The sequence below is a fragment of the Streptomyces sp. NPDC051907 genome (assembly GCF_040681075.1).
Taxonomy (GTDB): Bacteria; Actinomycetota; Actinomycetes; order Streptomycetales; family Streptomycetaceae; genus Streptomyces.
In genome coordinates, this window is record NZ_JBFAYB010000014.1 from 56,774 (window position 1) to 76,634 (window position 19,861).

Below are 19,861 nucleotides of genomic sequence, written 5' to 3' on the forward strand. Positions count from 1 at the left end.
GCCCCCTAGGGCCCGTACCTCTCGAGTCGGACATGGATCCAGCCGTCAGGGCTGACGCCGGGTGTGTCGTGCGCCACTACCTTCGAAATGTGACTGTGATCGCGACCGAAAGCCTGAGCAAGCGGTTCCCGAGGGTGACCGCTCTTGACCGGCTCTCGTTGGACATCGGACCCGGTGTGACCGGCCTGGTGGGCGCCAACGGAGCCGGCAAGTCCACGTTGATCAAGATCCTGCTGGGTCTGTCCCCCGCCACGGAGGGCCGCGCCTCGGTGCTCGGCCTCGACGTCGCGGTCAGCGGCGGCGCCATCCGGGAGCAGGTGGGCTATATGCCCGAGCACGACTGCCTGCCGCCCGACGTCTCCGCGACCGAGTTCGTCGTCCACATGGCGCGCATGTCCGGACTCCCGCCGACCGCGGCCCGCGAGCGCACCGCGGACACCCTGCGCCACGTGGGGCTGTACGAGGAGCGCTACCGGCCCATCGGCGGCTACTCCACGGGCATGAAACAGCGCGTCAAGCTCGCGCAGGCCCTGGTCCACGACCCCAAGCTGGTCCTCCTCGACGAGCCGACCAACGGCCTCGACCCGGTCGGCCGCGACGAGATGCTCGGCCTGATCCGCCGGGTGTACACCGACTTCGGCATCTCGGTCCTGGTCACGTCCCACCTCCTGGGCGAGCTCGAGCGCACCTGCGACCACGTCGTCGTCATCGACGGCGGGGCGCTGCTGCGCTCCAGCTCCACCAGCGACTTCACCCAGACCACCGCGACTCTCGCGGTCGAGGTCACCGACTCCGACGCCCACCCCGACGGCGCCGCGGCGCTCCGTGAGGCGCTCGCCGCCGCCGGAGTCACCCTGCACGCGGGCCTGGAGGAGGGCCTGCCCGGAGCGGGCCACATCCTGCTCGTCGAGGCGACGGGCGAGGAGACGTACGACGTCGTGCGCGACGCGGTCGCCGGGCTCGGCCTCGGTCTCGTACGGATGGAACAGCGACGCCACCACATCGCGGAGGTCTTCCGCCCGGAGGCGGCCGACCAGACGAACCCGACGAAGGACCACGCTATGGAGGTGCAGCCCCGATGAGCACCGAGACCGCAGGGGTCCAGCCGGGCAGCCGGAGCGAGTCCACCCGCATCCACAACATCGGCTACCGCAACTACGACGGGCCGCGCCTCGGCCGCGCCTATGCCCGCCGCTCGCTCTACTCGCAGTCGCTGCGCGGGGCGTTCGGACTGGGCCGCTCCGCCAAGTCCAAGGTGCTGCCGATGATCCTCTTCGGCGTGACCTGCCTGGTCGCGGCGATCATCGTCGCCGTCGCCATCTCGGTGCCCACGATGTCCGACCTGCCGCTCGAGTACACGCGGTACGCGATCGTCATGCAGGCGCTCATCGGCCTCTTCCTGGCCGCGCAGGCACCGCAGTCGGTCTCCCGCGACCTGCGCTTCAAGAGCGTCCCTCTGTACTTCTCGCGCCCTATAGAGCGCGTGGACTACGTGCTCGCCAAGTTCGCGGCGATGGCGTCGGCGCTCTTCGTCCTCACCGCGACGCCGCTGGTGATCCTCTACCTGGGCTCGCTGCTCGCCAAGTTCGACTTCGCGGACCAGACGAAGGGCTTCGCACAGGGCATGGTCTCCGTGGCGCTCCTGTCCGTGCTGTTCGGCGGCCTCGGACTGGTGATGGCCGCGCTCACCCCGCGCCGCGGCTTCGGCGTCGCCGCCGTGATCGCCACGCTGACGATCACCTACGCCGCCGTCTCCACCGTCCAGGCCATCGCCTGGGAGACCGGCGCGCCCGGCGCGATCGAGTGGTTCGGCCTCTTCTCCCCCATCACGCTCGTCGACGGGGTGCAGACCGCCTTCCTCGGCGCGGAATCGGCGTTCCCCGGCGGACAGGGCCCCGGGGCCGGCACGGGCGCGGTCTATCTGCTGGTCGTCTTCGCGCTCGTCGCCGGCTCGTACGCCGCCCTGATGCGCCGCTACCGAAAGGTCGGGCTGTGACCGTCATCAACATCGAGCACACCTCGCGGTGGTTCGGAAACGTCGTCGCCGTCAACGACGTGAGCATGTCGATCAGCCCGGGCGTCACCGGACTGCTCGGCCCCAACGGCGCGGGCAAGTCCACGCTCATCAACATGATGGGCGGCTTCCTCGCCCCCTCGACGGGAAGCGTCACACTCGACGGCCGGCCCATCTGGCGCAACGAGTCGGTCTACCGCCACATCGGCGTCGTGCCGGAGCGGGAGGCGATGTACGACTTCCTCACCGGACGCGAATTCGTCGTCGCCAACGCCGAGTTGCACGGCCTCGGCGACCGGGAGGCGCAGCGCGCGCTGGCCACCGTCGAGATGGAGTACGCGCAGGACCGCAAGATCGCGACGTACAGCAAGGGCATGCGGCAGCGCGTGAAGATGGCCTCGGCCCTCGTCCACGAGCCGTCCGTGCTGCTGCTGGACGAGCCCTTCAACGGCATGGACCCGCGCCAGCGCATGCAGCTGATGGATCTGCTGCGGCGGATGGGCGCGGAAGGCCGTACGGTCCTTTTCTCCTCGCACATCCTGGAGGAGGTCGAGCAGCTCGCCGCCCATATCGAGGTGATCGTCGCCGGACGGCACGCGGCGAGCGGCGACTTCCGCAAGATCCGCCGGCTGATGACGGACCGCCCGCACCGCTACCTCGTACGGTCCAGCGACGACCGGGCGCTCGCCGCGGCCCTGATCGCCGACCCGTCGACGGCGGGCATCGAGGTCGACGTGGCCGAGGGCGCCCTGCGCATCCAGGCGGTCGACTTCGGCCGGTTCACCGAGCTGCTGCCGAGGGTCGCCCGCGAGCACTCCATCCGGCTGCTGACGGTCTCGCCCTCGGACGAGTCCCTCGAGTCGGTCTTCTCCTACCTCGTAGCGGCCTGAAAGGAGCTGTGACGTCCATGTACAACCCCACAGTCGCCCGGCTCACCTATAGGGCCGTGCTCGGCAGGCGGCGGGCCGCGATCCTGTTCATCCTGCCGGGTCTGCTGCTGCTCATCTCGGTGTCCATCCGCGCCCTCAGCGGCGCCGACGACCAGGTCGCCGCCAACGTCCTGGGCGGATTCGCCATCGCCACCATGGTGCCGCTCATCGGCGTCATCGCGGGCACCGGCTCGATCGGACCGGAGATCGACGACGGCTCGATCGTCTATCTGCTGGCCAAGCCGGTGAAGCGCCCGACGATCATCTTCACCAAGCTGATCGTCGCCATAGCGGTCACCATGGCGTTCTCGGCCGTCCCGACCTTCATCGCCGGATTCATCCTCAACGGCAACGGGCAGCAGGTCGCCATCGCCTACACGGTGGCCGCCCTGGTCGCATCGATCGCCTATAGCGCGCTGTTCCTGCTGCTCGGCACGGTCAGCCGTCACGCGGTGGTGATCGGACTCGTCTACGCCCTGGTGTGGGAGACGCTGTTCGGCAGCCTGGTGCCCGGTGCGCGCACGCTCAGCGTCCAGCAGTGGGCGCTCTCGCTCGCCGAGAGGATCGCCGGCGAGGGCCTGATCGGCTCCGACGTGGGCCTGCCGCTGGCGGTATCGCTGCTGGCGGGCGTCACGGTGGCCGCGACCTGGTACGCCGGGCAGAAGCTGCGGGTGCTGAAGCTCGCCGGGGAGGAGTGAGACGGGAGCCGTGAGCCGGGGAGTCGGGCTCACGGCTCCTTGCTGTGGATCGGCCTCCGCCCGGGTGGGCGGGGGCCGATACGCATGCGGCGGCGGGGGCTCGGCGGGCGCCGCCGGGGCACATGGAGGGCGGCGTACGGGGTGTCCGTCGATCGCGGGGCATCCGTCGATGACGCGGGCGAAGACCCGCAGGCCTCTGGCCGAGCTGCCGGCCCCTTGCCAGGACTCGCTGTCCGGCCGGCGCACACAGGTCCGAGGCCCTAGGACTCCCCGCCGCCCCGCCTGGTCCCTTCGCCCGATCCGGAGCAACTGCCGCCCCGCATAGCGTCGTTCGCATGACCCGTATCGCAATCCTTGGAACAGGCAACGTAGGCAAGGCACTCGCGGCCGGAGCGCACGCCGCCGGACACGACGTCGTCCTCGGCTCCCGCAACCCGGACGACAAGAAGGACCTCGGCTTCCCCGTGGTCGCCGTCGGCGAAGCCGCCGACTATGGCGACATCGTCGTCAACGCCACCCCCGGCGCCGAGTCCCTCGAACTGCTCACCGCGCTGCGACCGCGGCTCGCGGGCAAGGTGCTCCTCGACGTCGCCGTCGGCCTCACGGAGACTATGGAGCTCGCCCACCCCAACTCCAGCATCGGCGAGCAGATCCAGCAGGCGCTCCCGGACACCGCCGTCGTCAAGACGCTGTGCACGATGGACTCCACCGTCATGATCGAGCCCGGCGCGCTCGCCGGCCCCAGCCATGTCTTCCTCTCCGGCGACGACGCCGCGGCCAAGGAGCGGGTCGGCGAGCTGCTGGGGGACCTCGGCTGGGCGCCCGAGTCGCGGCTCGACCTGGGCGGGATCACCACGTCACGAGGCCAGGAGCATCTCGCGCTGATGTTCATCGCCGTGGCCACCTCGCTGGGCACATACGGCTTCAACTTCAAGGTGGTGGCGCGCTCATAAAAACAAGTGGCGGCGAACCACCGTGCCGGGCAGAGTAGTTGACGTCGGACAGCACATCAGTGCGACCGACGCCACCGACCGGGAGAGGAGCGCGACGATGACCGAGAGTACGAGTTCGAGTCCGTCGAGTTCCCAGCTGGGCAGCGCAGAGCAGGCGCCGGAGTAGCCACCGACACTCCGCGAGCCGCTCACGGCAGTTGCCCGGGGGCGGCCGCTTCGAGCGCGCATCTGCGCGGGTCGCCCCCTCCCGGAGGATTGGCCGAGTGGTAAGGCAGCGGCTTGCTAAGCCGTCGTCGGGGTGGACAGCCCCGCGCGCGTTCGATCCGCGCATCCTCCGCAGAACCGTGAACGGGCCGAGGCCGCACGACCCTGAGCGGGACCAGGCCGTACAACCGTGAGCGGACTCGGCGCCCAGGGCACAGGTCCACGCCAGGTCACGCCCAGGGAGCCGAGCCCGCCCTCGACATCCGTCATCACGCCGCAACCCGGCACCCGCAGGACGGGCCCGTCCGCACCGCGTGAGTCAGCTCAGCAGGTGCTCCAGGACCACCGCGATGCCGTCGTGCTCGTTCGACGCGGTGATCTCGTGCGCCACGGCCTTCAGCTCTTCGTGCGCGTTGGCCATAGCGACCCCGTGCGCCGCCCAGCCGAACATCGGTATGTCGTTCGGCATGTCGCCGAAGGCGATCGTGTCCGCCGCCCGCAGCCCCAGCCGGCGCGCCGCCAGCGAGAGGCCGGTCGCCTTGCTCAGCCCCAGCGGCAGGATCTCCACGACGCCCGGTCCGGCCATCACCACGTCGACCAGACTGCCGACCGTCGCCCTGGCCGCGCGCGTCAGCGCGTCGTCGTCGAGCTCCGGATGCTGGATGTAGACCTTGTTGATGGGGGCGGACCACAGCTCGGCCGGGTCCTCGAAGACCACCGTCGGCAGCGGGCCATCCTGGAGCCGGTAGCCCGCGCTGACCAGCACCTCGCCGCCCAGCCCGTCGCGGCTCGCGGCGAGCGCCAGCGGGCCGACCTCCGCCTCGATCTTGGAGAGCGCCAGGCCGGCGAGCTGCCGGTCCAGCGTCACGGAGGTCAGCAGCCGGTGCTCGCCCGCGTGGTACACCTGCGCGCCCTGACCGCACACGGCCAGGCCCTCGTACCCCAGGTCGTCCAGGATGTGCCGGGTCCACGGCACGGCCCGCCCGGTGACGATGATGTGCGCGGCGCCCGCCGCGGTGGCCGCGGCGAGCGCGTCGCGGGTGCGCTGGGAGACCGTGTCGTCGCCACGCAGCAGCGTGCCGTCGAGGTCGGTGGCGACGAGGCGGTACGGGAACGTCACTTGGAGACCGGCTCCAGAACCTCGCGGCCGCCCAGGTACGGACGGAGCGCCTCGGGCACCCGGACCGATCCGTCGGCCAGCTGGTGGTTCTCCAGGATCGCCACGATGGTGCGCGGCACCGCGCAGAGCGTGCCGTTCAGCGTGGCGAGCGGCTGCACCTTCTTGCCGTCGCGCATGCGGACCGAGAGCCTGCGGGCCTGGAAGCCGTCGCAGTTCGACGCGGAGGTCAGCTCGCGGTACTTGCCCTGCGTCGGGATCCACGCCTCGCAGTCGAACTTGCGGGAGGCGGAGGAGCCCAGGTCGCCGCTGGCGACGTCGATGACCTGGAACGGCAGCTCCAGGCTGGTGAGCCACTGCTTCTCCCAGTCCAGGAGCCGCTTGTGCTCGGCCTCGGCGTCCTCCGGCGCGATGTACGAGAACATCTCGACCTTGTCGAACTGGTGGACGCGGAAGATGCCGCGGGTGTCCTTGCCGTATGTGCCGGCCTCGCGGCGGAAGCACGGCGAGAAGCCGGCGTAGCGCAGCGGCAGCTTGTCCGCGTCGATGATCTCGTCCATGTGGTACGCGGCGAGCGGGACCTCGGAGGTGCCGACCAGGTAGTAGTCGTCCTTCTCCAGGTGGTACACGTTCTCCGCGGCCTGGCCGAGGAAGCCGGTGCCCTCCATAGCGCGCGGGCGGACCAGCGCCGGGGTGAGCATCGGGATGAAGCCGGCCTCGGTGGCCTGCGCGATCGCGGCGTTGACGAGCGCGAGCTCGAGCAGGGCGCCGATGCCCGTCAGGTAGTAGAAGCGCGAGCCCGACACCTTCGCGCCGCGCTCGACGTCGATGGCGCCGAGCGCCTCGCCGAGCTCCAGGTGGTCCTTGGGCTCGAAGCCCTCGGCGCCGAAGTCGCGGATCGTGCCGTGCGTCTCGAGGACGACGAAGTCCTCCTCGCCGCCGACCGGAACGTCCGGGTGGACCAGGTTGCCCAGCTGGAGCAGGAGCCGACGGGTCTCCTCGTCGGCCTCGTTCTGCTGCGCCTCCGCCGCCTTGACGTCGCTCTTCAGCTGCTCGGCCTTCCTCAGCAGCTCGGCGCGCTCCTCCGGAGACGCCTTGGGGATGAGCTTGCCGAGCGACTTCTGCTCGGAGCGGAGTTCGTCGAAGCGGACGCCGGACGACCTGCGCCGCTCATCGGCGGAGAGCAGGGCGTCGACGAGTTCGACGTCCTCTCCACGGGCGCGCTGGGAGGCGCGAACACGGTCGGGGTCCTCACGGAGCAGGCGAAGGTCAATCACCCCACCAGGCTACCGGCCGCGACTCGGGCCACCCCACCCGATATTGCCTTGCGTGTCGCTTTGTCTGGATTGGGTTATTTGCCCTGAATTCAGAAAGGTGCGAGCGCATCGCGCCGCCGCTTGTCCCGCGCGGGCGTCAATAAACCCCTGTTATTCGCCGAAATGGGGCAAGGGGTCTGGTCCGGCATTGACTGATCGTCCTTGCGGGACGCGGGATTCGATCACTTCTTGTCCACAGGGATGCGCGGTGATGGAAAGTTATCCACAGGCTGTGCGGAAGATCTGTGGACTGCGGAAGAGATCGTTCCGAAAGCCGCAAGTAGGTCCAACGATTCCCCTTCTAAACTCGCTTCACACACTCATTCGGGTGGGAATTCCTCGCCCTAAAGAGTTGATCAATGGAATTGAGGTGACACGGGGTGCGCTGAGGCCCTGTGGACGGAAGTGGGGTGACTGAGCAGATTTGTCGACCATGTCTGATTGCGGTGTCGACTTGTCCCCAGGTCGAGAAGCCGCCCTGTGGATAAGCCCTGTGGACAATGAAAATCGGCAGGTAGGACTGGCGCCTGTGGGGGTGTGGCTGGAAAGGACCGGCCATCGGCTCGCGCACGAAGCACACGGAACCGGCGGGTCGACCACGCAAGGACAGGTCGATCACGAGAGGAGTGCGATTACGCAAGGACAGAGCGGACTCCGCGCTCAGGCACGCCCGTCCTGGCAGCGTGCCAGCCAGTCCGACGCCGCCGTGAACTCCTGGTCCGACGTTCCGGCGCGCAGCGCCCGTACGTCCTCCACCGCCACGCCGGCCCGCGGATACGACCCGAGGAACCGCACGTTCGGGCAGATCCGCTTCAGTCCCATCAGCGCCTCGCCCACGCGGCGGTCCGAGATATGGCCCTCGGCGTCCACGGCGAAGCAGTAGTTCCCGATGCCCGCGCCCGTCGGACGGGACTGGATCAGCATCAGGTTGACCCCGCGCACGGCGAACTCCTGGAGCAGCTCCAGCAGCGCGCCCGGGTGGTCGTCGCCGAGCCAGATGACCACGGACGTCTTGTCGGCGCCGGTCGGCGCGGCGGGCCTGGCCGGCCGGCCCACCAGCACGAAGCGGGTCTCCGCGTTCTCCGCGTCGTGGATCTCGGTGACCAGGGGCTCGAGCCCGTACGTCGCCGCGGCGAACTCGCCCGCGAAGGCCGCGTCGAAGCGCCCCTCCTGCACCAGCCGCGCACCGTCGGCGTTCGACGCGGCGGACTCCCACAGGGCGTCCGGGAGATTGCTGCGCAGCCAGTTGCGCACCTGAGGCTGGGCGACCGGGTGTCCGGTCACCGTCTTCACCTCGGAGAGCTTCGTGCCGGGCCGCACCAGCAGCGCGAAGGCGATCGGCAGCACCACTTCGCGGTAGATCATCAGCGGCTCGCCCGATGCGAGCTCGTCGAGGGTCGCGGTGACGCCGCCCTCCACGGAGTTCTCGATCGGTACGAGGGCGGCCGCGGCGTCTCCGTTCCGCACGGCGTCGAGCGCCGCGGGCACGGACACCATGGGGACGAGCTCCCGGGTGGCTGCTTCCGGGAGCGTGCGCAGGGCAGCCTCGGTGAAGGTGCCCTCAGGTCCGAGATAGGTGTACCGCGTGGCCGACATACCGTCACCCTAATGGGCCCGAGATCGAAGCGACCCGCGATCTTCACACTTCCGCGGCCCCGGTTCCGGGCCCGCACGAGGCGTCCCCACGGAACCCGCCCAGCCCCGCCGGCCCCGCCGTCAGGCCTCCAGCAGCCCCTGCCCCACGTACTCGCCCTTGCCCGCCCCGCCCGGGACCGCGAACAGCCCGCTCGCCTCGTGCCGCACGAACGGCGACAGCGCGTCGCCCCGGTCGAGCTTGCGCTGCACCGGCACGAAGCCGCGCAGCGGGTCGGCCTGCCAGCAGACGAAGAGCAGACCCGCGTCCGGCGTCCCGTCCGGGCCGATGCCGTCGTGGTACGAGAACGGCCGCCGCAGCATCGCGGCCCCGCCGTTCTGCTCCGGCGCGGAGATCCGGGAGTGGGCGTTGCCCGGGATGACCAGCTTTCCGTCGGGGCCGGCCTCGTCGAGCGCCGGCTCGGTCAGCTCGCTCCCGCCCGTCAGCGGCGCCCCGTCGGACTTGCGGCGGCCGATGACCAGCTCCTGCTGCTTGAGCGAGAGCCGCTCCCAGTCGTCGAGGAGCATCCGGATACGGCGGACGACGGCGTACGAGCCGTGGGCCATCCACGCGTGCTGCGTCTTCGACGGAACGAAGATCCGCTCCGTGAAGTCGGGCTCGTCCGGCTTGGGGTTGCCCGTGCCGTCGATCTGGCCCATCAGATTGCGCGTGGTCATGGGCTTGCCGGTGGCGCCGGGCGAGCGGTTGAAGCCGTTCATCTGCCAGCGCGGCCGGGCCGCGTCGCCCGCTGCCTTCTGGATCGCGCGCAGCGCGTGGAAGGCGACCAGCGCGTCGTCCGCGCCGATCTGCACCCATAGATCGCCGTTGCTGCGCTTGGCGTCCAGCTGGTCGGCGGAGAAGTCGGGCAGCGGGTCCAGCTCGGCCGGGCGCCGCGCGGTCAGCTTCGTACGGTCGAAGAAGGTGCGGCCGAACCCGAACGTGACCGTCAGGGAGGACGGCCCCGCGTCCAGCGCCACGCCCGTGTCCCCGTCGCCGGTGGGGCGGCCCGCCATCAGCTCGCCGGCCAGCGTCGACCAGCGGCGCATCAAGGCGGCCGCTTCCCTGCGTCCGGCGCCGGGGGCGAGATCGAAGGTGATCAGGTGGCCGCAGGACTGGAGGGGCGTGGTGATGCCGGCCTGGTGCTCGCCATAGAAGGCGACTCCGGTCGAGCCGACCGTGGTCAGCGCGGTCGGGGCGTCGCCGGAGGCGGCCGCATAGCCCGCGGCCCCGCCCGCGGCGCCCAGCACCAGACCAGTCGCGCCGGCCGCGCCCGCGGCGCCCAGCAGCCGGCGCCTGGAAATCTCGTTCTCGCTCACGGGTGGGTCAGCCGATCTTCACGTTCTTGTCGATGGTCGTCTGGTCGATGTCGGAGGTCCGCACGGTCACCTTGACCTCCCAGTCGCCCGGCATCGGGATCTGGACCGCGGCTCCGCTCCTCCAGTGTCCCTTGGCCACACGCTCGGGAACGATCGGCAGCGGCCCGATCTGCTTGTCCGTGAGGGTGAAGGCGACCTTCACCTCGGGGGCGTCCAGCGGCTTTCCGTCCGGGCTCTCGAGATACACCTGCATCTCGTTCGCGCCGGAGCGGGCGGGGTCGAGGCTGAGCCGTACGGTCCCCTTGCCGTTCTGGCCGCCGGTGTCGAAGGGCATCTTGATCTCGGTGGGGCCCTCGGGCACGGTGGCCGCGGCCTGCGAGCCGCCGCCCGCCTTGGCGGCCTGCTCCTCCGTACGGCCCGGCTCGGTCGAGGTCAGCACCGTCGTCACGGCGAGCAGGATCACGGCGATGCCCGCCTCGGCGAGCACGGACCGGCGCAGTCCGGAGCGCTCGGGGTCGGCGTCCCGGTCCTTCTTCTTCTTCTTGGCGGTCGCGACCGCGGCCTGCTGCCGGGCGAGTTGAGCCGCCCGCTCGGGATCCGTCTCCGGCGCCTCTATAGATCGCGCGGACTCGGAGGACTCGGAGGCCTCGGCGGACTCAGCGGAGCGGGAGACGGAGACGGCCACAGGCTCAGGCTCAGGCCGGCCGGCGGTGGCCGCGTCGGCGGCAGCCTCGTCGTTGCTCGCACCGGCCTTCGTGTCGTCCTTCTGCTCTTCCTGCTTCTCCCCCTGCTGGGCCTCGTCGAGCCGCCCGGCGCCCAGCCGTGCCGTCCACCGGCGCGAGATCCAGGCGACGGCGACCATGACCGCGACCAGTGCCACCTTGACCAGCAGCAGCTGCCCGTACGACGTCCCGGTCAGCGCCGACCAGGAGCCGACCTGCCGCCAGGACTGGTAGAGCCCGGTCGCGCTGAGCACGACGACGCTGGCGAACGCGACCGTCGAGAACCGCCGTACCGCCGCCCGCTCGATCCACGGAGCGCTATAGAGGGCGGTGAGCAGCGCGGCCAGCCCTCCGAGCCATGCCGCCACGGCCAGCAGGTGCAGTACGTCCATGGGCATCGCGAGCCCCGGCTGGAGGCCGGTCGACGCGTGCTCGGACAGTGCCCAGGTGGCGGCGATCCCCGCGGCCACCACCGTGCCGCCGAGAGAGAGCCCGAAGGCGAGGTCGTTCTTCTCGGCCTTGTCGGCCTTCTCCTTCTCGGCCTTCTCGGCCGCGCGCTTCTGGGCGGCGTCCTGCTCGTCGGCGTCTACCGCCTTGGTCTCCGTGCTCTCCGTGCTCTCCTTGCTCTCCTCGTTCTCCTCGCCCAGGCTCGCCCCCGCCGCGTGCTGCTTCGCGAACGCCCCGAAGAGGACGGCCACGAACAGCGCCGCCGCGCCGAGCAGCAGCAGCCGGGAGATCAGCGCGGCCCCGGTCTTGGTCTCGAGGACGGCCTGGAGGCCGGAGAGGTCGAAGGCGTCCCCCAGCTTTCCGGAGCCGGTATAGGGACTCCGTAGCAACAGCATCGCGAGGGTGCCCACGGTGAGCGTGAGCCAGCCCTGGACGACCAGGCGCTGCAGGGACCGCACCGAGGCGCCGCGCCGCCAGCAGGCGAGCACGAAGGCCGCGCCGCCCGCGAGCAGCACGAAGCCCGCGTACGAGGCGTAGCGCGCGATGTCGTAGAGGAAGCCGACGACCCCTCCGCCCGCCTCGTTCTTGGGCAGCGCGACGGTCGTCTGGGACGGCGCCCCGATGGAGAAGGTGAACGCCCCGGAGACGGGGTGGCTGTCGGCGGAGACGGCCTGCCAGGCCACGGTGTACGTGCCCTTGGGCAGGCCGCGGAGCAGATCGACGCCATAGGCGACTTCTCCGCCCTGGCCCAGGTCGCGGATCTTGGCCTTGTCGGCGCGCTTTCCGCTGGGCTCCAGGACGCGGATCGAGTCGTCGCCCATGGCGATCTGCTCGGAGAAGGTGAGCGTGACCTCCTTGGGAGCGGTGGGCACCACCGCCCCGTCCTTCGGGTTGCTCCCGGTCAGCGCGGCGTGCGCCGACGCGGGGCTCGCGCCGGCCAGCAGCGCCGCGAGGAGCGTGCCGACGAGTACGAGGACGGCGAGCAGCGGCCGGAGGCGGACAGGCGACGGCCTGAGCCGGGCGTTTGGCGAGCCGAAGTGCGGGGCGGTGGTGGCTGTCATGGCGAGATCAGTCCCTCAGTGCTCGTGCTTCTTCGGGTTGTACGTGGGCTCCTTCACGGGAAGCTCAACCGCGATGGGGTCGGACTTCTCGAAGTGCAGCTCGACGGAGACCTTCTCGCCCTGCTTCGGCTTCTGCTTGAGCTTCATGAACATGATGTGGTTGCCACCGCGTTCGAGATCGAGCTCGCCGTCGGCCGGGACGTCGAAGGACTTCACCTCACGCATCGTCTGGCTCTTCGTCTCGTGGATCGTGACGTCGTCGGAGATGGGGCTGGTGACGGAGGTGAGCTTGTCCGCGCTGCCTCCGCTGTTCTGGACGATCAGAAAGCCTGCCGCCATGTCGTCGACGGGCTGGGGCATGAACGCGCCGCTGACCTTCAGCGCCGGCTGCTCGCTCTCGGTCGAGCAGCCGGACAGCGCGAGCGCCGCGCCGAGAGCTATGGCGGCGGCGACGGTGGAGCGGTGCTTCACGGCTTCTCTCCGCGGATGAGCTTGGGCAGGTCCGCGGCGAAGTCCTCGATCCCGGTCTTCTCGCCGTACAGCACATAGCCCGCGTCGGTCTTCGGGCTGAAGGCGATGACCTGCGCGCCGTGCATCGACTCGACCGAGCCGTCCTTGTTCTTCTTCGCCGGGTCGATGCCGATGCCCATCTGACGCGCGCCCGCCTGAATGGTCGGGAAGTCGCCGGTGAGTCCGATGAACGAGGCGTCGCCCGCGCTGGGCAGCCACTTGGCGAGCTCGGCCGGGGTGTCCCGCTCCGGGTCGGTGGTGACGAAGACGACCTGGAGCTTGTCCTGGTCGGCCTTGGGGAGCCGCTTCTTGGCGATGGCGATGTTGCTCATCGTCAGCGGGCAGACGTCGGGGCAGTGCGTGTAGCCGAAGTAGATCAGCGTCGGCTTGCCCTTGGTCTGCTCGCGCAGGTCGTACTTCTTGCCGCGGGTGTCGGTCAGCACCAGGTTCGGCTTGGTGAACGGACGGTCGAGCACCGTCGCGGCCTTGGTCTTCGGCTGGGCGGACACGTCGGTGACGGGGCTCTTGGCCGAGTCGTCGCCGCTGCCGCAGGCGGAGAGGGTGAGCCCGGCGGCCACGACGAGCGCGGCCGCGAGCACGGTTTTCTTACGCATGGAGAAATATCCCAAATGTGATGTACGAGCGTCAGCCGGCTCGGCAGAGTGCGCCTATGGGCGGCGCATTCCGCCTCTGCCTTCGGCCGCGCTCCGGACTGCGCTTCCACGAGAGCGTCAGAACGCGTCGGAACGATTCAGAAGTACTCAGCAGTGCTCGGGAGTACTAGGCGGGACTCGGACGACTCCGGGCGCTTCGGAGCTCTTCAGCGAGAGCGAGCCGAGGAGCGCGTCAGGAGTCGCCACAGGAGTCACCGCCCCGATCGCTGCGGCGATCGCCGGAGGAAGCGCCTGATGGAGTACGTCAGGAGGCGCGGCGACGGCTGGCGAGGAAGCCGAAGGCGAGGCCCCCGGCGCCGACCAGGATGCCCACGATGCCCAGCGCGCGGGCGGTGGAGTCGCTGGCGTCGGCGGCCGTCTTGGACTTCTCGTCCTCGTCGTGCCCGGCGTTCTTGGCGTCCGCGCCGCCGTCCTTGGCCGCCTTCGCGCCGCCGCCGTGGTGGTCGTCCGTGGCGGCCGACAGCTTCAGGACCGGCGCGGGCGACTCGGGCTCGTCGGCGCCCTCCTTCGGCTCCTCGATCCAGCGCACGACCTCCTTGTTGTCGTACGTCTGCAGCGCCTTGAAGACCAACTGGTCCGCGTCCTCGGGCAGCTGGCCCAGCGAGAGCGGGAACTGCTGGAACTCACCCGGGCCGATCTTGGAGCCGTCCGCGGTCCAGGTGACCTTGGAGACGGCCTCGGTGATCTCCTTGCCGTGGATCTTGAGCGGCTTCTCCAGCTTGGCCTTGGTGACCTCGGCCTTCCAGCCGGGCACGGGCTGCGGCATCACGGACGCCAGCGGGTGCTCGGTGGGCAGGCTGACCTCGAGCTTCACGGTGGAGGCGTTGTCGCGCTCGTTGGGAACCTTGATGTTGACCGTCGCGTAGCCGCCCTTGGCCGCCTCGCCCTGCGGCTGCACGCTGACGTGTGCGAAGGCGCTGGAGGACAGCAGCAGGACGGAGGAGGCGGCGACGCCGGCGGCGAGGGCGATGCGGGAAACGTTCATGGGGTAGGACACTCCACGGTTCAGGAGAGGTGAGTGCGCGCCGCGCGCACAAGGGTGCGCTGGCGCCGCGGCGCCACTCCCGTCGAGTGGACCGCGTCAGGCTGCGAGAACGAGCTGGGCGGGGGGCCCGCGCCTGATCACCGTGTGCTGGAGTGCCTCTCCGCCGAGCGAGGCGGGAGGGTCGGCCGACGACCGGGTCGCGCGCGGTCCTGCCGTACGCGCGCCCTGGAGGCCGCTCCGCAGGGTCCGTACGAGAACGAGCGCGGCCCGCAGCGAGCGCAGTAGCGCCCCATCGGCCAGCTCATGGGCCGAGTGGGCCGACAGCCGGATCAGCCGGACCAGCGCCCTGTCCCCGCGCCGCAGCAGCCAGCCGGTCGCGAGCGCGGCCAGCAGGTGCCCCAGCACCATGGGGAGGGTGGGCAGCGTGGGCCCGGCGACGACGCTCTCGGCCAGGGCCGGGTGCGTGCTGTGGGTCTTCGCGGGGTCGATGCCCGCGGAGGTGACGATCCGGTGCGCGTCGGTGGGGCTGATGGACGCGGCGCCTGCCCCGCACACCAGCTTGGCGGCCATCCTGATCAGTGCGTCGTCGGCCGTCGGGGCGAGCTGCAACCGGTGCTGCCCGTACCCGAACAGCGTGTGCAGCGAGAGCTGCCCGACGGTCAGCGCGACCGCTATGGAGGGCAGCGAGCGCGTCCGCTGGGTGAACGGCGCGACCAGGGCGAACACCCCGAGGAAACCGAGCGCCAGGGTCCACCAGGGAACCGCCGCGCAGGCGGCCAGCACATGCCCCGTCGCGGACAGCACAACGCAGACCGCGGTGAACACCGCGGCCCTCAGCAGCCGCAGACCGGCGCCGACGCGTGCAACGGGGAGGGACGACATGGCCGGGTCATCATCGCACTGCGCCGCGCCCGCCCATACGGCAGGTCCGGAAGATCCCTCTTTGCCGCCCGGCGGGGGCACGCGCATGACCTGCCGGCATGGGCCTACGACATGAACCTGTCGACATACACCGGCATGTGAGGGGCGCGCGTCCGCCGAATGAGCGTTATCACAGCAACTGTGCGCTTACCGACGTCGTCTCGCGGCAATACGTATCGGTATGTCGAGCCGCAGCCAGGAGGCTGGAGCATGAGCATCTGGTGGTCTCTGCACTTGCGGCGCGAAGCCGCGAGCGTTCCGCTCGCGCGTCGGCTTCTGCTCGGCACGATGGAGACCGCGGGGGTGGATCCGGAGATCTCGTACGACCTCTCGGTCGCGCTCAGCGAGGCCTGCGCCAATGCCGTCGAGCACGGCGGCGGCTATGGGTCCGGCGAGGCGTCGGAGGCGTACCGCGTGACGGCCTATCTGGACGGCGAGAAATGCCGTATCGAGGTCGCCGACTGCGGTCCGGGCTTTCCCGCCCGTCGTAGCGGACAGTTCGCGCACTCCCTGCCCCAGGCGACGGTCGCCGCTGCGACGACCGCTGCCGCCGCCGCGACGAACGCGACCACCACGACCAGTGCCGCTATGGGCGCCGCGGCCGCCACCGCCGCCATCGCGGAGAGCGGCCGCGGCCTCTGCCTGATCGAGGAGCTGGCCGACCACGTCCACTTCCGCAACCGCCCCGGGCGCGGCGCCGTGGTCAGCTTCGACAAGATCCTCAAGTGGCGCGAGGGAGCGGCGCTGCCGACGGCGTCATGACCGTCCCGCGGCCGTCGACGGCGTCCCCGCTATAGCGGGCCGGCGGCCTTTCGCCGCCGGTGGAGCCGAGCGAGCGGCCGTCCTCCGTCAGCCCCTGAGCGAGGCCATCCAGGCCTCGACCTCGTCCGCCTGCCGCGGCAGCGCCGCCGACAGGTTCCGGTTGCCGTCCTCCGTGACCAGGATGTCGTCCTCGATCCGGACGCCGATGCCCCGGTACTCCTCGGGCACCGTCAGGTCGTCCGCCTGGAAGTAGAGCCCGGGCTCCACGGTGAGGCACATACCCGGCTCCAGCGTCCCGTCGACGTATGCCTCGGTGCGCGCGGCCGCGCAGTCGTGGACGTCCATGCCGAGCATGTGGCCGGTGCCGTGCAGGGTCCAGCGGCGCTGGAGGCCCAGCTCCAGCACGCGCTCCACCGGGCCCTCGACCAGACCCCACTCGACGAGCCGCTCGGCGAGCACGCGCTGCGAGGCGTCGTGGAAGTCGCGGAACTTGGCGCCCGGCCGCACCGCCGCGATGCCCGCCTCCTGCGACGCGTACACCGCGTCGTAGATCTTGCGCTGCAGCTCGTTGAAGCGGCCGTTGATCGGCAGGGTGCGGGTGACGTCGGCGGTGTAGAGGTTGCGGGTCTCCACGCCGGCGTCCAGCAGCAGCAGTTCGCCCGAGCGGACCGCGCCGTCGTTGCGCACCCAGTGAAGGGTCGTGGCATGCGGCCCGGCCGCGCAGATGGAGCCGTAGCCGACGTCGTTGCCCTCGACGCGGGCGCGCAGGAAGAAGGTGCCCTCGATATAGCGCTCGCTGGTCGCCTCGGCCTTGTCCAGGACCCTGACGACGTCCTCGAAGCCGCGCGCCGTCGAGTCGCAGGCCTGCTGGAGCTCGCCGATCTCGAACTCGTCCTTCACCGCGCGCGCCTCGGAGAGGTACACGCGCAGCTCTTCGTCGCGCTCGGCGGTGACCTTGTCGGTCAGCGCGGACTCGATGCCGGCGTCGTGCCCGCGGACGGTGCGCACCGGGCCGGTCGCCTCGCGGAGCCGGTCGGGCAGCTCGCGCACGTCATCGGCCGGTATGCCGAGGAGCTGCTCGGCCTCGGCGAGGGAGTGCCGGCGCCCGACCCACAGCTCGCCCTGGCCGGAGAGCCAGAACTCGCCGTTCTCGCGGTTCGAGCGGGGAAGCAGATAGATCGTCGCCCGGTGGCCGCCGTCGACCGGCTCCAGCACCAGGACCCCGTCCTCGCTCTGGTCGCCGGTGAGGTAGGCGTACTCGGTGGAGGCGCGGAAGGCGTACTCCGTGTCGTTGGACCGCGTCTTGAGCGGGCCCGCGGGGATCACCAGGCGCTCGCCGGGGAAGCGCGCCGAGAGCGCCGCGCGACGGGCGGCGGTGTGCGGGGCCTGCGCGATGGGCCGCAGGTCGTGCAGCTCGGTGTCGGCCCAGCCCTGGGTCATGTTCTCGGCGAGCTCGTCGGACACGCCGGCGTACAGGCCGTTCTTGCGCTGCTCGATCGGCTCCGCCGGGTCGGCGGACTGACCGGTTGCCTCAGCTGCTTCCGGGGTCTCCGGAACGAGCTCCTCAGCCACGTCTTCTCCTCGATCACACTGGCCCCCTCTTCGCATCGTATGTGCGACGAGGAGACGGCCCCGAACCCTGTGGAAAACATGTGAGGAATCCGTCAGGGCATAGGAGATCGGCTGGATGGCGAAGATCCCTGAGAAACGGTGAGAAACCATGACGAGTCGCGGAGAGTCGCGGGGAGCCGAGTCGTGGGGAGTCCTGAGGAGTCAGTCGAAGCGGGCGGCCAGCAGGACCACGTCCTCGGCGTCGTCCGTCTGGTCCAGCCCTTCGGGCAGCACCAGGTGCAGCACATGGTCGGCGATGGCGCCGGGGTCGGAGCGCAGGGACTTCGGCACGCTCGCCGCCGCCGCGTGCAGCCGTGCGAAGGCGCGGTCCATCGGGTCGCCGGTGCGCCGCAGCAGCCCGTCGGTGTACAGAAGCACCGTTTCTCCCGGCTCCGGCGAGATCTCCACGCTGGGCGCCTCCCAGCAGGCGAGCATCCCGAGCGGCGCCGACAGGGAGGTCTCGACGAACTCGGTGCGGCGCTCGCCCACGATCAGCGGCGGCGTGTGCCCGGCCCCGGCCAGCACGATCTTTCCCCGGGCCGGCTCGGCGTAGGCGAAGAGCGCGGTGGCCGTGCGCGCGGGCTCGGTCAGCCGCAGCAGCAGTTCGAGGTCGGACAGTACGGCGACGGGGTCCTCGCCCTCCATCACCGCGTACGCCCGCAGGGAGGCCCGCAGCCGTCCCATGGCGGCGAGCGCGCTCGGCCCCGTGCCGCTGACCGAGCCGACCGCCAGCCCCAGCGCGCCCTCCGGCAGCGGCAGGGCGTCGTACCAGTCTCCGCCGCCGCGGGGGTGCGTCCGGTGGCGGGCGGCCAGCTGTACGCCCGGGACCCGGGGCAGCCGGCTGGGCAGCAGCTCCTCGGCGACGGTCGCGACCGTGGCGCGGGCGTGCTCCAGCTCCAGGAGGCGGGCCAGGTGCTCGGTGGCGTAGCGCATATAGAGGCCGACGAGGTGGCACTGGCGCTCCACCGGGGCGGCGGGCTCGTCGTACAGCCACACCGCGGCGCCGAGCGTGCCGGCCTCCTGCGTGGCGAGCGGCACGGTATAGCTCGCGCCATAGCCGAGACGGACGGCCACCTCGCGGTGGCGGGGGTCGAGCGACTCGTCGCCGAGCAGGTCGGGGTGGGCCACGGCCTCGGGCGGAGCGGCGTGTGGGGGCTGCGGGGGCTGGCCGGGGCGGGGCTGCGCGTCCAGGATCCGGCCGTACGCGATCACGCTGCGCGGCACCGTCTCGATATGGCCGAGCTCGCTATGGGTGAGCCCGAGGCCCATGGTGAGCGCTGAGCCGCGGCCGCCCTCGAAGCACTCGGCCCTGGTGGGGCCCTGCGGCGGCTCCAGTACGACGAAGCCGCGCCGGGCGCCGACCAGGGCGGCTCCCGCGCGCAGCAGTTCGTGGAGGGCGGCCTCGAGCGAAGAGGTCCGGGCGAGGCGCTCGGTGAGTTCGTGGAGGGTGGTCAGATCGGAGACCCAGCCGGCCAGCCGGTCCTGAATCACCGCTCCGGGCGGGGCCGGTGCGGGCGGGACGGCGGGCAGGGTGGAGGCAGTGTGCGTGGGAGCTGGAACCGCTGAATCGATTCCAGCCACTTTCGGCAGGTGAGGGGCGCTCATGGCAGCCGGCTTTCCGACTGGTGCGTTTCGCTCAATAGCATCGCAAACCCCCATGTCATTCTGCGCCGCTATCAATGCATCCACATGTACACGCACAAGTGAGGGGATGTCCAGCATTGCTCCAGTGGGATTGATGGTGTCTGCGGGCCTGGTAACTTGGCTGAAAAATGCACCCGATGGCGGCCCTTTGGGGTCGACTGAGGCCGATCGGCACAGCGTCATTCGAAGCGTGTTGGGTACGTATACGGTGATGGCCAGGGGCAGTTGGGACGCCCTGGAACCTGGCAGCGGGCCCGGGCGTCTTAAGAGCCGGTGGCCGCGCCCCATCCCCGAGTGGCGGGGAAGAGTTACCGCGGGACGGCAAGCGCCAGGCGCGCGCCACC

General features: G+C 70.7%; 17 protein-coding genes and 1 tRNA gene. 7 read left to right on the forward strand and 11 right to left on the reverse strand.

Annotated elements, in window-relative coordinates; translation table 11 throughout:
* The first annotated feature begins 95 nt into the window (after positions 1 to 95).
* The 6 genes from AB0M39_RS11340 (at position 96) to AB0M39_RS11365 (ending at position 4,931) form a co-directional block, all read left to right on the forward strand.
* Positions 96 to 1,082, forward strand: a complete 987-nt coding sequence (locus AB0M39_RS11340; RefSeq protein WP_365362792.1) for an ABC transporter ATP-binding protein — start codon at positions 96 to 98, stop codon at positions 1,080 to 1,082.
* Positions 1,079 to 1,996: an ABC transporter permease gene (locus tag AB0M39_RS11345; protein ID WP_365362687.1), complete on the forward strand. Its 918-nt coding sequence runs from the start codon at positions 1,079 to 1,081 to the stop codon at positions 1,994 to 1,996. Before AB0M39_RS11340 ends, AB0M39_RS11345 begins: the two co-directional genes overlap by 4 nt.
* Positions 1,993 to 2,904 (forward strand): ABC transporter ATP-binding protein, encoded by a 912-nt coding sequence (locus tag AB0M39_RS11350; RefSeq protein WP_365362689.1) that lies wholly within the window; start codon positions 1,993 to 1,995, stop codon positions 2,902 to 2,904. The genes AB0M39_RS11345 and AB0M39_RS11350 overlap by 4 nt, the downstream gene beginning before the upstream one ends.
* A 17-nt stretch (positions 2,905 to 2,921) precedes the next feature.
* The gene (locus tag AB0M39_RS11355; RefSeq protein ID WP_365362691.1) at positions 2,922 to 3,641 is read left to right on the forward strand and encodes an ABC transporter permease; all 720 of its coding nucleotides are present in this window, start codon (positions 2,922 to 2,924) and stop codon (positions 3,639 to 3,641) included.
* Positions 3,642 to 3,976: 335 nt separating this feature from the next.
* Positions 3,977 to 4,594 (forward strand): NAD(P)-binding domain-containing protein, encoded by a 618-nt coding sequence (locus tag AB0M39_RS11360; RefSeq protein ID WP_365362693.1) that lies wholly within the window; start codon positions 3,977 to 3,979, stop codon positions 4,592 to 4,594.
* Positions 4,595 to 4,843: 249 nt separating this feature from the next.
* Positions 4,844 to 4,931 (forward strand) — tRNA-Ser (locus tag AB0M39_RS11365).
* Between the two features lie 186 nt (positions 4,932 to 5,117).
* Here AB0M39_RS11365 and AB0M39_RS11370 read toward each other — a convergent pair.
* The 9 genes from AB0M39_RS11370 to AB0M39_RS11410 form a co-directional block, all read right to left on the reverse strand.
* A complete protein-coding gene (locus AB0M39_RS11370; protein ID WP_365362695.1) occupies positions 5,118 to 5,918 on the reverse strand; it encodes an HAD family hydrolase in 801 nt (266 codons plus the stop codon).
* Complete coding sequence (gene serS / locus AB0M39_RS11375; protein WP_365362697.1) at positions 5,915 to 7,192, reverse strand: serine--tRNA ligase; 1,278 nt, start codon at positions 7,190 to 7,192, stop codon at positions 5,915 to 5,917. The genes AB0M39_RS11370 and serS overlap by 4 nt, the downstream gene beginning before the upstream one ends.
* 699 nt (positions 7,193 to 7,891) lie before the next feature.
* Positions 7,892 to 8,827 carry a prephenate dehydratase gene (gene pheA / locus AB0M39_RS11380; protein WP_365362699.1) on the reverse strand — a complete coding sequence of 312 codons (936 nt, stop codon included), beginning with the start codon at positions 8,825 to 8,827 and terminating at the stop codon, positions 7,892 to 7,894.
* Between the two features lie 120 nt (positions 8,828 to 8,947).
* Positions 8,948 to 10,180, reverse strand: a complete 1,233-nt coding sequence (gene efeB / locus AB0M39_RS11385) for an iron uptake transporter deferrochelatase/peroxidase subunit (protein WP_365362701.1) — start codon at positions 10,178 to 10,180, stop codon at positions 8,948 to 8,950.
* Between the two features lie 7 nt (positions 10,181 to 10,187).
* Positions 10,188 to 12,410, reverse strand: coding sequence for a copper resistance protein CopC (locus AB0M39_RS11390; protein ID WP_365362703.1), 2,223 nt, complete (start codon positions 12,408 to 12,410; stop codon positions 10,188 to 10,190).
* Between the two features lie 15 nt (positions 12,411 to 12,425).
* Positions 12,426 to 12,881 carry a copper chaperone PCu(A)C gene (locus tag AB0M39_RS11395; RefSeq protein ID WP_365362705.1) on the reverse strand — a complete coding sequence of 152 codons (456 nt, stop codon included), beginning with the start codon at positions 12,879 to 12,881 and terminating at the stop codon, positions 12,426 to 12,428.
* Positions 12,878 to 13,534, reverse strand: coding sequence for an SCO family protein (locus tag AB0M39_RS11400; protein ID WP_365362707.1), 657 nt, complete (start codon positions 13,532 to 13,534; stop codon positions 12,878 to 12,880). The genes AB0M39_RS11395 and AB0M39_RS11400 overlap by 4 nt, the downstream gene beginning before the upstream one ends.
* Before the next feature lie 304 nt (positions 13,535 to 13,838).
* Positions 13,839 to 14,579, reverse strand: coding sequence for a YcnI family protein (locus AB0M39_RS11405; RefSeq protein WP_365362709.1), 741 nt, complete (start codon positions 14,577 to 14,579; stop codon positions 13,839 to 13,841).
* A 96-nt stretch (positions 14,580 to 14,675) separates the two neighbouring features.
* A complete protein-coding gene (locus AB0M39_RS11410; protein ID WP_365362710.1) occupies positions 14,676 to 15,461 on the reverse strand; it encodes a hypothetical protein in 786 nt (261 codons plus the stop codon).
* Positions 15,462 to 15,710: 249 nt separating this feature from the next.
* Between AB0M39_RS11410 and AB0M39_RS11415 the strand changes: the two genes are divergently transcribed.
* Positions 15,711 to 16,262, forward strand: coding sequence for an ATP-binding protein (locus AB0M39_RS11415; RefSeq protein ID WP_365362711.1), 552 nt, complete (start codon positions 15,711 to 15,713; stop codon positions 16,260 to 16,262).
* Positions 16,263 to 16,349: 87 nt separating this feature from the next.
* Here the strand turns inward: AB0M39_RS11415 and AB0M39_RS11420 are convergent, their stop codons facing one another.
* Positions 16,350 to 17,834 (reverse strand): aminopeptidase P family protein, encoded by a 1,485-nt coding sequence (locus AB0M39_RS11420; protein ID WP_365362712.1) that lies wholly within the window; start codon positions 17,832 to 17,834, stop codon positions 16,350 to 16,352.
* 201 nt (positions 17,835 to 18,035) lie between these two features.
* Positions 18,036 to 19,595: a PP2C family protein-serine/threonine phosphatase gene (locus AB0M39_RS11425; protein WP_365362713.1), complete on the reverse strand. Its 1,560-nt coding sequence runs from the start codon at positions 19,593 to 19,595 to the stop codon at positions 18,036 to 18,038.
* Between the last annotated feature and the right edge of the window lie 266 nt (positions 19,596 to 19,861).

Bases quoted from the DNA above. Each gene is read 5' to 3' on its own strand.
- AB0M39_RS11345 (WP_365362687.1), top strand. From the start codon at position 1,079: ATGAGCACCGAGACCGCAGGGGTCCAGCCGGGCAGCCGGAGCGAGTCC.
- AB0M39_RS11400 (WP_365362707.1), bottom strand. From the start codon at position 13,534: ATGCGTAAGAAAACCGTGCTCGCGGCCGCGCTCGTCGTGGCCGCCGGG.
- AB0M39_RS11390 (WP_365362703.1), bottom strand. From the start codon at position 12,410: ATGACAGCCACCACCGCCCCGCACTTCGGCTCGCCAAACGCCCGGCTC.
- AB0M39_RS11360 (WP_365362693.1), top strand. From the start codon at position 3,977: ATGACCCGTATCGCAATCCTTGGAACAGGCAACGTAGGCAAGGCACTC.
- AB0M39_RS11355 (WP_365362691.1), top strand. From the start codon at position 2,922: ATGTACAACCCCACAGTCGCCCGGCTCACCTATAGGGCCGTGCTCGGC.
- AB0M39_RS11415 (WP_365362711.1), top strand. From the start codon at position 15,711: ATGAGCATCTGGTGGTCTCTGCACTTGCGGCGCGAAGCCGCGAGCGTT.
- AB0M39_RS11410 (WP_365362710.1), bottom strand. From the start codon at position 15,461: ATGTCGTCCCTCCCCGTTGCACGCGTCGGCGCCGGTCTGCGGCTGCTG.
- AB0M39_RS11425 (WP_365362713.1), bottom strand. From the start codon at position 19,595: ATGCTGGACATCCCCTCACTTGTGCGTGTACATGTGGATGCATTGATA.
- pheA (WP_365362699.1), bottom strand. From the start codon at position 8,827: ATGTCGGCCACGCGGTACACCTATCTCGGACCTGAGGGCACCTTCACC.
- AB0M39_RS11405 (WP_365362709.1), bottom strand. From the start codon at position 14,579: ATGAACGTTTCCCGCATCGCCCTCGCCGCCGGCGTCGCCGCCTCCTCC.